12 protein-coding genes are annotated in these 12,809 nt (G+C 35.7%); 5 read left to right on the plus strand and 7 right to left on the minus strand.

What is annotated here, in order from left to right:
• Positions 1-385 precede the first annotated feature (385 nt).
• A complete protein-coding gene (locus BVG17_RS03835; RefSeq protein ID WP_017532329.1) occupies positions 386-589 on the plus strand; it encodes a hypothetical protein in 204 nt (67 codons plus the stop codon).
• Between the two features lie 251 nt (positions 590-840).
• Here BVG17_RS03835 and BVG17_RS03840 read toward each other — a convergent pair whose 3' ends face one another.
• On the minus strand, positions 841-1,209 hold the full coding sequence (locus BVG17_RS03840; RefSeq protein ID WP_063630915.1) for a TrbC/VirB2 family protein: 369 nt from the start codon (positions 1,207-1,209) through the stop codon (positions 841-843).
• Between the two features lie 128 nt (positions 1,210-1,337).
• On the opposite strand from BVG17_RS03840, the gene BVG17_RS03845 reads away from it, so the two are divergent.
• The 3 genes from BVG17_RS03845 to carB all read left to right on the plus strand — a co-directional run bounded on the left by BVG17_RS03845 (position 1,338) and on the right by carB (position 6,241).
• A complete protein-coding gene (locus BVG17_RS03845; RefSeq protein WP_063630914.1) occupies positions 1,338-2,153 on the plus strand; it encodes a YihY/virulence factor BrkB family protein in 816 nt (271 codons plus the stop codon).
• A gap of 10 nt (positions 2,154-2,163) precedes the next feature.
• Positions 2,164-2,904: an SDR family oxidoreductase gene (locus tag BVG17_RS03850; RefSeq protein ID WP_172793461.1), complete on the plus strand. Its 741-nt coding sequence runs from the start codon at positions 2,164-2,166 to the stop codon at positions 2,902-2,904.
• A 109-nt stretch (positions 2,905-3,013) separates the two neighbouring features.
• The gene (gene carB, locus BVG17_RS03855; protein ID WP_063630912.1) at positions 3,014-6,241 is read left to right on the plus strand and encodes a carbamoyl-phosphate synthase large subunit; all 3,228 of its coding nucleotides are present in this window, start codon (positions 3,014-3,016) and stop codon (positions 6,239-6,241) included.
• Positions 6,242-6,613: 372 nt separating this feature from the next.
• Here carB and recA read toward each other — a convergent pair whose 3' ends face one another.
• Positions 6,614-7,681: a recombinase RecA gene (gene recA, locus BVG17_RS03860; RefSeq protein ID WP_063630911.1), complete on the minus strand. Its 1,068-nt coding sequence runs from the start codon at positions 7,679-7,681 to the stop codon at positions 6,614-6,616.
• Positions 7,682-7,795: 114 nt separating this feature from the next.
• Between recA and truA the strand changes: the two genes are divergently transcribed.
• Positions 7,796-8,533, plus strand: coding sequence for a tRNA pseudouridine(38-40) synthase TruA (truA, locus tag BVG17_RS03865; RefSeq protein WP_019236842.1), 738 nt, complete (start codon positions 7,796-7,798; stop codon positions 8,531-8,533).
• A gap of 1 nt (position 8,534) precedes the next feature.
• On the opposite strand, the gene dnaN is transcribed toward truA, so the two are convergent.
• The 5 genes from dnaN to BVG17_RS03890 form a co-directional block, all read right to left on the minus strand.
• Positions 8,535-9,686 (minus strand): DNA polymerase III subunit beta, encoded by a 1,152-nt coding sequence (dnaN, locus tag BVG17_RS03870; RefSeq protein ID WP_017532322.1) that lies wholly within the window; start codon positions 9,684-9,686, stop codon positions 8,535-8,537.
• 111 nt (positions 9,687-9,797) lie between these two features.
• Complete coding sequence (locus BVG17_RS03875; protein WP_063630910.1) at positions 9,798-10,295, minus strand: invasion associated locus B family protein; 498 nt, start codon at positions 10,293-10,295, stop codon at positions 9,798-9,800.
• Positions 10,288-11,181 (minus strand): RNA polymerase factor sigma-32, encoded by an 894-nt coding sequence (locus BVG17_RS03880; protein WP_006013484.1) that lies wholly within the window; start codon positions 11,179-11,181, stop codon positions 10,288-10,290. Before BVG17_RS03880 ends, BVG17_RS03875 begins: the two co-directional genes overlap by 8 nt.
• A 283-nt stretch (positions 11,182-11,464) precedes the next feature.
• Complete coding sequence (locus tag BVG17_RS03885) at positions 11,465-12,148, minus strand: P44/Msp2 family outer membrane protein (RefSeq protein ID WP_063630909.1); 684 nt, start codon at positions 12,146-12,148, stop codon at positions 11,465-11,467.
• A 336-nt stretch (positions 12,149-12,484) separates the two neighbouring features.
• The gene (locus tag BVG17_RS03890; RefSeq protein ID WP_006013488.1) at positions 12,485-12,799 is read right to left on the minus strand and encodes a YbaB/EbfC family nucleoid-associated protein; all 315 of its coding nucleotides are present in this window, start codon (positions 12,797-12,799) and stop codon (positions 12,485-12,487) included.
• Between the last annotated feature and the right edge of the window lie 10 nt (positions 12,800-12,809).

Below are 12,809 nucleotides of genomic sequence, written 5' to 3' on the forward strand. Positions count from 1 at the left end.
CAAAAATTATAGCGGCTGCATGTCTTTTTTATTTTTTCTACATTCAGCCAAAACGCGCTTGTTAGGGCATTATTACAACGCCAATTTAAATTATTAAAACTCTTCACACGGGGATTCTTTTGCCTTTTGTCTTCATTTGGTAAATTTCTTAATATTTGTAACTAAAGTAATTTTAGAGAGGCGTTATGTAAGTAGTTGACACACAGCTGTACGAGCATTCATTTTTGAAGATAGCAAAGGTGTTATTCAAGTAGCTGACACTGGGATCCATCTCTTAATACAGCCTCATCAAAAATGTTGTGTTTTAACATAAAATTAACTGCTTCTATGCTCATAAACTTAATATCCAATCAAAATTTCCTGGATCTCAGTGTCAGCTACTTGAATGAAAAGTAAAGGTACTGGGATGACAGGAGTGTGGGTAAGGTTACATCCATACTCCAACAGGTATGACGGTATCATTCCAGCACTTGATGTTGGAATCCAGGGATTTTTTGAGCATGAAAGTTATGCTAAGTTTTTGTTGGTAAGTAAAGGCTGGATCCCAGTGTCAGTTACTGGAATGACAGGAAAGGGGCTACTCGAATAACACCCCTCATGGCGAAAATTGCCCTTAATCACAAGTTCGTGCAGTTATGCAAACACAAAGGCAGCGCGTAATACTGGATCCAAACTTTAACTGATATGGTTACAGAAAGAGAATTTATTAGGTAATTATAGATACTGAAAGTGGCCATTTTAGCCACTTTCAAGTGAAGAGAATCTCAACAAAGATTTATGTTATAATGTAAAAATAGTTCTTAAAAGAAAGCACTATTTTTACTCTACTGTCTCAAATCACTAAGCACAACTCCCGCTTCCATCACGTCGTTTACCTTGAGGACATTTTGCAACACATGCACTACCGTACATTTCCTGACCACTAGGACAACTCATGCAAGCTCCTGCTACACCTGGTGCTATCACGTTTACAATTTTGGGTGCACCAAAAAACACAGCAGTGAATGCGCCGAGTGCAAAGAGTGCTGGCCATGGCATTCTGCCAAATATTGCAAGCAATGCTGCACCTATTATCACTACCGTGATCATTGGCCCACCTATACTTTGAGTATAGTCCACTATTTTACATATCACTGCTGATGTTTCATCAGCATGTACATCAAACGCAAAGGAAAGAATTAAAGCTACAAGTAGAAGAAAGTTTTTCATTATGCCTCCGTATTTAACGCTGGATTATCTATCATTTTGATTAAATTTAAGTAAATGGTGAGGATTTTTTGCTTAAAAGTATGCTTTATTTCATTTAGAATACTTTTCTTAGTTTATTTATATTACAAGTGCTACAGAAATTTTATAGCATCGTTTATTGCCTTTATCGTGCTTTAATTGACACAATTTACAATGATGGAGTGGAGCACGCAGGGTATCTATCATTTTTAATCCTGTTATCAATATTTCCTTTTCTTATTGTTTTAATAGCCGTGGCATCAACATTCGCAAATTTCTTAGATCAATACAATGTCGGCTGGGCATTTATTATTGATAACATGCCACAGGATATTTTATCATCTTTAATGCCACGTATTAGGGAGATAATATCAGGTCCGCCACAAAGTTTGTTAACTTTAGCAGTTGTAGGTGCTGTTTGGACTGCCTCATCAACAATTGAAGGATTTAGAACGATACTCAATAAGGCCTATAAAGTTCCAGTTTCATCGCCTTATATATGGAGAAGGGTGCTCAGTATATTACAATTTTTAGTAATTACGCTTGTTACAACTCTGACTATAGTATTTTTTACATTAGTGCCAATGTTAATTGATTTTTCTTACCAAGGGCTAAGTTATACTAGATATTTACTTATCGAGTTTGTACTTTTTACTATAGTATCTTGGATGTATTTTACATTGCCAAACATAAAACAAAGCTTATCAGACGTATTCCCCGGATCTTGTTTGGCTGTTATTCTTTGGACGATCTCTGCTTCAGCTTTCAAGCAGTACTTAAAAGCTTCCTTTGACCAACTGAATTTGATATATGGAAGTTTAGGTGGTGTGGTAGTATCGTTACTATTTTTTTATGTGTTAAGTTTGATTTTTATATATGGAGCAAAATTTAATTTTCAGCTAAAATATTTCAATAAATCTTGCTAAAGAGAAAGAAATGGGTAAGTTAGAAGGTAAAATAGCTTTAATTACCGGAGCTTCAGGTGGAATAGGCTCTTCTGTTGCAAAAAGATTTGTAAAAGAAGGTGCATGTGTAATTCTGATTTCCAGATCTCTTGATAATCTCAAGCCACTATATAATGAAATTGAAGAGCTTGAAGAATTTAAAGAAGGCTCTGTGAAACTAATTCAGCTTGATCTTTTAGACTTTGAGAATGTAAAGATACTGACAAACATGATAGAAAGCCTGAAATTATCAGAATCTGGAGCACTTGATATATTAGTTGCGTGTGCTGGAATTTTAGGCAAACTGAACCCCATTCATGACTATGAGATTGAAGAGCTACAGAACGTAATGAATACAAATTTTACTGCCAGTTGGTACTTGCTAAAAAATTTGGGTCCAATACTAAAAAAGTCTAATGCTGGAAGAGCTATATTCATAACCTCAGAGATAACACTTTCTCCTTCCTCTTATCCATATTGGATGCCGTATGCTGCGAGTAAAACTGCACTGGAAATAATGGTGCAGATATATGCATCTGAGACAAAACATACAAAATTATGTGTAAATGCTGTATACACGGAAGGACCTGTGGGTAGTGAGCAGGCATTTCCGGGAAAAGATATATCTAAATTAGTATCGCCCGAGAAGTTAACAAATAAATTCGTAGAGTTGGCTTCTGATGACTGCAATATATCAGGACAAATCTTGCCATTAAGTAAATCTCTTGAATAAGTTTGTACACTTTTTAATTACCTATAGTTCTTAGTCTGAACTCAATAAAAATTCACATATACAGGAAAGATTGGTAACATTACTTTGAATAGAAACTGTTATTGTAATTATGCCAAAACGCACAGATATAGAATCTATATTAGTAATAGGAGCAGGCCCAATAGTTATAGGTCAAGCGTGTGAATTTGATTATTCCGGAACTCAAAGTTGTAAGGTGTTGAAGAGTGAAGGTTATAAAGTCATTTTGGTTAACTCCAATCCTGCAACTATAATGACAGATCCTGAATTCTCTGATGCAACTTATATTGAGCCGGTACTGCCTGAAATCATAGAGAAAATTATAATTAAGGAGAGGCCAGACGCAATATTGCCAACAATGGGCGGGCAAACAGCACTCAATTGCGCAATAAAACTTGCAGATGATGGAGTGTTAGACAAATACAACGTAGAATTAATAGGGGTAAATAGAGAAGCAATAAAAAAAGCAGAGGATAGAGAGTTATTCCGTCAGTCCATGGATAGAATAGGACTGAAATATCCCAAAAGTATCATTATAAAAAATCAAGAACAAATAAGAAAGGCTTTGGATTACATTGGATTACCAGCAATCATCCGTTCATCATTCACTCTTGGTGGCGCAGGTAGTGGCATAGCATACAATAAAGAGGAGTTTTTCAATATCACAGAAAGTGCTCTAAAAATTTCACCAATAAATGAAGTTCAGATAGATGAATCAATTATCGGCTGGAAAGAATATGAAATGGAAGTTATCCGCGATTGTAAAGATAACTGCATAATAGTCTGTTCGATAGAAAATGTTGATCCGATGGGAGTGCACACCGGAGATAGTATCACAGTTGCTCCTGCTTTGACTCTGCGTGATGCTGAATATCAACAAATGAGAAATGCATCTATAGCAGTGCTGAGGGAAATTGATGTTAGCGCCGGTGGTGCAAATGTGCAGTTTGCAGTGAATCCTAAAGAAGATGGAAGCCTCGTTGTGATTGAAATGAATCCAAGGGTTTCTCGCTCTTCTGCACTTGCTTCAAAAGCAACAGGTTATCCTATTGCAAAAGTTGTAACTAAACTTGCTATCGGCTATTCACTCGATGAGATACGTAATGATTGCGCTCCAGTTATACCTGCTGCATTTGAACCAGCGATTGATTACATCGTCACTAAAATTCCTCGATTTGAGTTTGAGAAATTTAAGGGGACGAATTGTGAACTATCAACTTCCATGAAATCAGTGGGGGAAGTAATGTCTATAGGCCGCACTTTTAATGAGTCACTGCAGAAAGCTTTTCGTTCACTTGAAACTGATCTTACAGGACTTGATGAAGTATTTCCTGAGAACATTGATATTGATCACGTAAAATCTCAATTAGCAAAATTGCTACCAAACAGATTACTGATTGCTGCTGACGCAATGCGTCACGGAATTAGCATAGAAGAAATAAATTCGATTACAGGATATGACTTATGGTTTCTACAAAATATACAGCAAATCATCTTGGCTGAACAAAAAATCAAGGAAAACGGCCTTCCTGAAACTGCATATGAAATGTTAGAGCTGAAAAAAATGGGATTTTCAGATGCAAGATTGGCGAAATTAAGCAATAAGAAAGTAGAGCAAATCGAAGAAACAAGAAAAAAATTTGGCATCAAACAAGTTTATAAGCGTGTAGACACCTGTGCAGCTGAATTTGAATCGAGCACTGCTTATATGTATGGCTGCTATGAGGGTGATGTTGAAAATAAAACGGAATGTGAGGCGAATATTTCGGATCGAAAAAAAGTTGTCATTTTAGGAAGTGGTCCAAACCGCATTGGTCAGGGTATTGAGTTTGATTATGCATGCGTACATGCAGCTTCTGCCGCCAAAGAAATGGGGTATGAAACAATAATGATTAACTGTAATCCAGAAACCGTTTCAACTGATTATGATACCGCTGATCGTTTATATTTCGCCCCACTGATTGTAGAGGATGTGCTTGAAATACTAAGCAAAGAGCAAGAAAATGGTACACTGGTTGGTGTAATAGTTCAAATAGGTGGTCAAACACCTTTAAAGTTAGCCAAAGTGCTTAACGAGAGAGGTTTCAAAATTCTGGGAACTTCGTTTGATTCTATTGACCTTGCAGAAGATCGCATGAGATTTAAAAACCTTGCTTTGCAACTTAATTTAAAACAACCTGAAAGTTCTATCTGCCATTCAGTAAAAGAAGCGTTAACCAACGCAGAAAAGGTGGGGTTTCCACTAGTAGTTAGGCCATCATATGTCCTTGGTGGTCAATCCATGTCGATTAGACACGATACTCAGAGCTTTAAAGAGTATGTCTTGAATCAAACCAAAATTTTTGAACACGGGTCACTGCTTCTTGATAAATTTTTAGTCAATGCAGTTGAGGTTGACGTTGATGCTGTATGTGATGGGAAAAAAGTTTTCATTGCAGCGGTCATGGAGCACATTGAAGAAGCTGGTATCCACTCTGGCGATTCAACATGCTCAATACCGACAAATACATTGAGTGACGAAGTAATAAAAGAGATCGAGCTCCAAACTGAAAGAATAGCTCTTGCACTAGAAGTGAAAGGTCTGATAAACATTCAGTTTGCTGTTCAAGAGAGTGATGTATACATACTTGAAGTGAATTTAAGGGCTAGCCGTACAGTTCCTTTTATTTCCAAGGTAATCAATATTCCTATTGCAAAGCTTGCCACTCAGGTTATTTTGGGTAAAAAATTGAATCAGGAAAACAAGCCTTTCAATCATTTTGCAGTTAAAGCTGCTGTTTTTCCATTCACGCGTTTTTCGGGAATTGACACTTTACTTGGTCCTGAAATGAAGTCAACAGGAGAAGTGATGGGAATTGACTTATCTTTCGGAGCTGCACTTGCAAAAACGCACATGGCTGCAGGATACAAGTTACCAACAGAAGGAACAGCTCTGGTTTCAGTAAAAGATGATGATAAAGAGTATATATTGCCTGTTGCACGAATGTTGAAAGAACTGAGTTTTGAAATATATGCCACCAAAGGCACAGCTTCGTACCTGAACAATAACGGCATTGCTGCAAAAGCTGTAAATAAAGTGAGAGAAGGCAGACCCCACATAGTTGATATGCTCAAAGATGGAAAAATAAATCTAGTGATCAATACCTCAAAAGGTGTAAAGTCAGTCTCAGACAGCAAAGATATCAGGAGAACTGCTATTTTGCAAAATATAGCTTATAGCACCACAGCTTCTGGGAGTAAAGCGTTAGCGCTTGCAATTCAATATGTAAAGAATAGCAAATTGGAAGTGAAATCATTACAGCAGATACAAAACGTTTAAATATCAAGACTATAATAAATTATTACTTATTTCAAAATGAGGATCGTGTAAGCTAAGAGGGAATGTGTAAATATATAAAACCAGTCCTTCTTCTTGTCGTTCCAGCTTCCATAATATCATTCGAGTAGCTGACACTGGGATCTAGGAATTCTGATCATGTATCAAAACGCTGTCATTCAAGTAATTGACACTGGAAACCATTATGCTCTGTAAATTTAACTGGATGCCAGTGTCTAGGCACTGGCATGACACCTATTTCTTTCTAGTTTGTCATTCAAATAGCCTCTTTAGTATCATCTACTTTCACGACATCATTTGTTCCTATGTTTTTGCCTATCTTATTTTGCTACTCTGCTGAACAGATACTCTAGATTAGAACACTGATTCTTCTAGAAGTTGTTCGCGTTCCTCTTCTATTGCAATAGAATCATCGTGATTTTTAAATAAATCTCTGATTTTTGTTTCTATTTCATTTGCAATTTCTTTATTTGCCTTGAGGTAGCTTTTTACATTTTCTCTTCCTTGTCCAAGACGTGTATTGTTATATGAATAATAAGCACCTGCCTTTTCAAGCACACCAAGTTTTGCTCCTATATCTATTATTTCTCCAAGTTTTGATATGCCTTCATTGTACATTATATCAAATTTTGCCTCTCTAAACGGAGGAGCAACTTTATTTTTTACAACTTTAACTCTCGTTTCATTACCCGTAATATTCTCCTTATCCTTTATCGCACCAACTTTTCTTATATCAAGTCTTATAGAAGTATAGAATTTTAACGCATTCCCACCGGTGGTAGTTTCAGGATTTCCATATACTACTCCTATTTTCATACGAATTTGGTTAATAAATATCAATATACAGTTTGCTTTTGAAACCGCAGAGGTGAGCTTTCGTAGCCCATGACTTAGAAGTCTTGCTTGTAGTCCCATGTGCTGGTCGCCCATATCTCCTTCAATTTCAGCTCTTGGAGTTAATGCTGCAACAGAGTCAATGACTATCACATCAACTGCACCAGAACATACTAAATACTCAACGATATGTAACGCTTGTTCCCCAGTGTCTGGTTGTGAAATCACCAAATCATCGGTGTTTACTCCAAGTTTACGAGCATATATAACATCCAGTGCGTGCTCCGCATCGATAAATGCACATAATCCTCCTTTTTTCTGTGCTTCAGCAATTACATGCAAAGCAAGAGTAGTTTTACCAGAACTCTCAGGGCCAAATATCTCAATTATACGTCCTTTTGGCAATCCCCCAACACCCAGAGCTGAATCAAGTGCAATCGACCCTGTAGATATCGTGTCTATTTTTTCTACAGGGTTTTGCTTTAGCTTCATTATTGCACCTTTACCGAATGCTTTTTCAATTTGACTTATTGCATTATCTAGTGCTTTTTGCTTATCATTATTTCTTTCTTCTGGATTATGTGCCATGGATCATTTATTAACTTGTATAGTCTCCATGGTAATTGAACGCAACCAACCTGCCAAGGGTTTTTTAATAACGAAGAACGTTAGTTACCTAAAATTAGATAGATAGACTTTGTAGTGCGATACAAAATAACGATAGAATACAATGGTAGTGGTTTCTCTGGCTGGCAAAAGCAACAACACTCTGCTAACTCAATTCAGGAAACCATAGAAAACGCTATATTTAATTTCAGTGGCGAGAGAGTCTCTTTGCATTGTGGTGGCAGAACTGACACAGGGGTTCATGCTTTAGGGCAAGTTGCTCATTTCAATATGGAAAGGCAATTTGAGCTTTACAGAATAAGAAATGGAATAAACTATCACTTAAAAGCGATTCCTATAGTTGTGCTTAGTGCAGAAGCTGTAGATGATGCATTTCATGCACGATTTTCAGCAAAAAAAAGATATTATGAATATAGAATAATTAATCGCTACGCTCCTGCAGCTCTAGAAATCGGTTATGTGTGGCAAGTATTTAACCCACTTGACGTAAACATCATGCGTGAAGCTGCTAGACACCTGCTTGGAAAACATAATCTTTCAAGCTTTCGCTCAAAAGATTGTCAAGCTACAAATCCGGTCAGAACAATCGATGATATTGATATAGTACAAAACGGAAGTCACATATACATCAAAATATCTGCGATTTCCTTTTTACATAACCAGGTGAGGATTATTGTTGGTACTTTAGTTGAATTTGGAAAAAATAGAACTAATCCACAAGAAATGCTAAACATATTAAGTCAATGTAAAAGAAACGCCGCTGGGGTCACTGCGCCGTCTCACGGCTTATACTTAGTAAAGATAGATTACTAGCTTAAGTCCTCATTGGCATTACTATATATAGTGCACTTGGATCATCTTCATCAGTGATAATTGTAGCGCTATTACCATCTGATAAGCTGACCTTACATTTGTTTTTTATACAAGATAAAGCATCAAGCAAATAACGAGAATTAAATCCTACTTCCATAAGAGCTCCATCGTAATCCACCTCTATAGACTCAGTCGCATCACTGCACTCTTGGGAATTTGAATGTAGAGTTAATAAATTCTCTTGCAATGAAAATTTAATTGATTTTATTTTATCGGACACAACAACAGAAACTCGGTCTATAACACTAGCAAGTTTGCTACTCTCAACAATCATTTGTTTATCTTGAGACATTGGAATAACGGCTTTGTAATCTGGAAAAGTCCCATCTATCAATTTTGATATTAGAATATACTCACCACATGTAAATTTGATTTTTCTATCTGAAAGTTTTATATTTATCTCATTACAATCACCCAATACTTTCAACAGTTCCATGATAGTTTTACGTGGAATGATCACCCCAAATTCTCCGTTGATATCTTCAGATTTAGGCCTCTTTATACATGATAAACGATGACCGTCGGTTGCAACACAATACAAAAACTGCTCATCTGTATGCAGATATATCCCATTTAAATTATACCTTGTATCATCTAGCGACACAGCAAACTTTGTTTTAGTCAATAAGTCTACCAAATCTGCACTTAGTAGAGTGAAATCATATTGATGATCACCTTCTTCAAGGACAGGAAAGTTATTTGACACTACATTTGGTAAAGAAAAATTTGCATTTCCACAGGATATCAATAATTTTCCTTGATTATTCATTTCGAAATGGACATCCAAATCAGTTGGCAACTTCTTCACTATGTCATGTAAAGTATGTGCTGAAATTTTCACTTCTCCTTCTGTTGATACATCTGCAACAAGTGAGGCAAATACTGAAATATCAAGATCAGTAGCCTTCAATTTTATGCTACCATATTGTGCTTTGATATTTATACACGCTAAAACATCTATCGCGTTGCGCCTTTCAACCACTCCACTTACCCTGGATAGCGTATTTAAAAGGCTTGCACGACTTACACTAAAACGCATTTGTTCACACACAGAACTTTGTTCTTTGATTCCTATATCTACAATTTTTGACATATTAATTCTCAAAAATATATTTTAAATGATATTCATATTCTATGTAAAGTGATATCCATATTTTTGTCTGAGAGACAAAACAGCCTATCTTATACTTTAGTGATCAATGATTTACTTTGTATGGCATAAGTCATGCATTTTTTGGTACGCTTTTTGAAAGCCAAGCAAGGAATAAGTATCATCAACATTTGCTGTTTTTACTTTTCCATTAACTACCATTGATAATCCCTGCTTCATTTTTAGAATCAAATCTTGGTCCATTTTTGTATCATCTGTCCACGCAAGACTTCCCTGTATTATTGGCAATTGATATTTAATTTTTTTATCGATATTGAGAACTACAGGCTCATTATTATACTGAAAGCCAGAAGTGACGCTCACCTCATCTGCTTTTTTATCAACGTAACTGACCATTACATACGGCTTGCGGTCAGCTGTATAATGTTCACTTTTTTTCTTAGGATGAGATACAATGTAACACACTTTTTCACCATCTTCCAATGCAGTGTACACAAGCCAATCTTTATATTTTTCGCTCAGTTGTACGTTATTAACCGATGCAAGAGCACCTGCTGAGAGAAATATTAGAAGTACGAAAAGACTACGCATGTAACCCAAGTTTCAAACTCTCTGATTTTATGTATTGTTTTACCTTACTCATCGCTTGCTCAGCCAGCTGTCTTATTCTTTCTCTTGAAACACAATATTTTTTGCTAAGCTCATCCAAAGTCTGAGCATTCTCAGACAAATATCTGCTAATGAAAATGTCTCTTGATCTTTCATTAAGACTTGCCAGCGCATTGCTTAAAATTGTTTCTTTTAATGCCTTTTCTTCATGATTCTGGTAAGCTACTTCTTGACTAACTAAATTACACGGAATCATATCTTGTAACTCCTTTTTAGAGTCATCACCTATTTTTATACAATTATTTAACGACTGATCCTTACAAGCCAGACGATAGCTCATCTGTACAACATCTTCTTCAGATACAGAAAGCTCATTTGATATTGCTTTTATTTCTTCTTTACTCAAAGTTTCTCTGTTTGTGTATTGTAAAATTCTTTTTTTTATTTTACGTAAACTAAAAAACAATCTCCTTTGTGCTTGCGTTGTACCTATTTTTACAAGTGACCAAGATTTTAATATAAAGTCTTTCATTGAAGCTTCAATCCACCATACTGCATAAGTTGAAAAACGAAATCCCAAGTCAGGATTGAACTTTTTCACTGCATGCATTAAACCCATATTTCCTTCCATGACCAGGTCCATCAACAATAGACCGTAATTCTTAAATTTCATTGCAATTTTTACTACCAAATTCAAATGGCTAGTAATCAACCTGTGAGCAGAAGAAATATCCTGGTATTCTTGCCAATTTTTTGCTAATCGCACTTCCTCTTCTTGGGAAAGCATAGGAAATTTTCGCACTTCAGCAATATATTGCATGAGATTAGTGCTACTATTAACACATAAATTTGCTACTGGGGTCAACATAATAACTTAAATTAAAACTCTGTACATATAATATATTGATTTTCAGTGAAAAATTCAAGCTTTAATTAAAAAAGCATAACTTTATATCTAGTTGAGATCTTAACAACAGCTACCTAAATGTAGAATTAAAATTGCCAGCGTGTAACGATAAAAACTACATTAAATAAATAATGTGTTATTCCAGTGCTCAAACACTGGAATTCACATTTCTTTTTTCTAGATCCCAGTGTCATGCTACTTGAATGACAAGGAAAACCCACTGGGAGAATAAGACAAAGATAGACTAGAAATTAAACGCTACTCCAGCTTCTGCACCAACAGTGCTGTAAACAACATTTTTGATACCAGCATCATCCTTAGCTGCCTTATCAAAACTAGCACCATAAGAACCGAAGTAACGAGCTCCAGCAAAGAGTTTGATTTCTGGAGTTACATCATAGCTAACACCAGCTTTTGCTTGATAAGCAAAACCAAATCCTTTTTGATCTTTAACTACACCAGCTTTTGAAGGATTGCTGATATATGCTGCACCAACACCAACACCAACGTATGGAGTGATAGGCATATCTTCAATCGCTATATCGTAATAAACGTTAACCAATCCTGAAAATGCTGTTAAACTGTCTGCAACATTTGTTTCAGAAGTATTTACTACATCTGTATCTTTAGCTAATTGTGAGTAAAGCCCTTCAACATCAACTCTAATGTCATCCATTTTATAACCAAATGCACCACCACCAGCTATAAAAGATCTTGTTAAGGGACTATCCTTTTCTTTACCTGTTGCATTTGTAATACCATCAACTTTTGTATAAAAAGGTAAAATTTCACCGTTGTATTGTAAACGAACGTAGTAGCTAGTTCCTTCATCACTTATTGGACCAATAGGATCTGATGAAAAAGCAGAGTTTGATAGGCTTAGCAACGTCACTAAAGCAGCTGCCGAAAAAAACTTTTTATAATGCATAATTGCCCTCGTTAAAAAAATTAAAATTCCACTCTAGCAGTCTAAATAATAACTAAAGTTAAGTCAAGTGCTAACTTAATAACACAAAACCTTCTTTATCTTAACTAACTTTTAGGAAAATACAAAGATTTTATTAATTAATAAATAGAGTTACTCTACTTTTTTTACTCTTGATCTTCTGACACCTATTTCACTAGTGTCTTTTTATCTTCTGATCTGCATTCACCATTGTGAATTGCTGCATATTCATGCAGTAATATGAATGTACTTCATGGGAGTACTAGTATAAAAGAAAAACACTTAGTTACTGCATTAAGGCAAACTTCAGTAGTAAATTTAAAAAGGAAGTTTAAATCCAGGTGGTAACCCCATCATACCTGCAAGATCAGAGGTTGCATTTGCCATATCTTCTTCTGCTTTTTTAATGGCATCATTAAACGCTGCTGTCACTAAATCTTCTACTATGTCTTTTTCTTCATTTCTCATAAGCTCTAAGTCTATGTTTACCTTTTTAGCTTTATAGCCACCTATTTTTATAACTTCCACTAATACAGAAACTTTGCCACCACCAGAAATACCTTGAAACTCTTTTCCAATATATTTTTCTTGGGCTTCCGCAAGCTTTTTTTGCATTTCTTGCGCTTGCTTCATTATTTGACTG

The organism is Wolbachia endosymbiont of Laodelphax striatellus (assembly GCF_007115015.1).
Lineage (GTDB): Bacteria > Pseudomonadota > Alphaproteobacteria > Rickettsiales > Anaplasmataceae > Wolbachia.

Excerpts from the sequence above, each read along its gene's own strand:
- carB (WP_063630912.1), top strand. The coding sequence starts at position 3,014 with ATGCCAAAACGCACAGATATAGAATCTATATTAGTAATAGGAGCAGGC.
- recA (WP_063630911.1), bottom strand. The coding sequence starts at position 7,681 with ATGGCACATAATCCAGAAGAAAGAAATAATGATAAGCAAAAAGCACTA.
- BVG17_RS03880 (WP_006013484.1), bottom strand. The coding sequence starts at position 11,181 with ATGTTGACCCCAGTAGCAAATTTATGTGTTAATAGTAGCACTAATCTC.
- BVG17_RS03840 (WP_063630915.1), bottom strand. The coding sequence starts at position 1,209 with ATGAAAAACTTTCTTCTACTTGTAGCTTTAATTCTTTCCTTTGCGTTT.
- dnaN (WP_017532322.1), bottom strand. The coding sequence starts at position 9,686 with ATGTCAAAAATTGTAGATATAGGAATCAAAGAACAAAGTTCTGTGTGT.
- BVG17_RS03890 (WP_006013488.1), bottom strand. The coding sequence starts at position 12,799 with ATGAAGCAAGCGCAAGAAATGCAAAAAAAGCTTGCGGAAGCCCAAGAA.
- BVG17_RS03850 (WP_172793461.1), top strand. The coding sequence starts at position 2,164 with ATGGGTAAGTTAGAAGGTAAAATAGCTTTAATTACCGGAGCTTCAGGT.
- BVG17_RS03875 (WP_063630910.1), bottom strand. The coding sequence starts at position 10,295 with ATGCGTAGTCTTTTCGTACTTCTAATATTTCTCTCAGCAGGTGCTCTT.
- BVG17_RS03835 (WP_017532329.1), top strand. The coding sequence starts at position 386 with ATGAAAAGTAAAGGTACTGGGATGACAGGAGTGTGGGTAAGGTTACAT.
- BVG17_RS03885 (WP_063630909.1), bottom strand. The coding sequence starts at position 12,148 with ATGCATTATAAAAAGTTTTTTTCGGCAGCTGCTTTAGTGACGTTGCTA.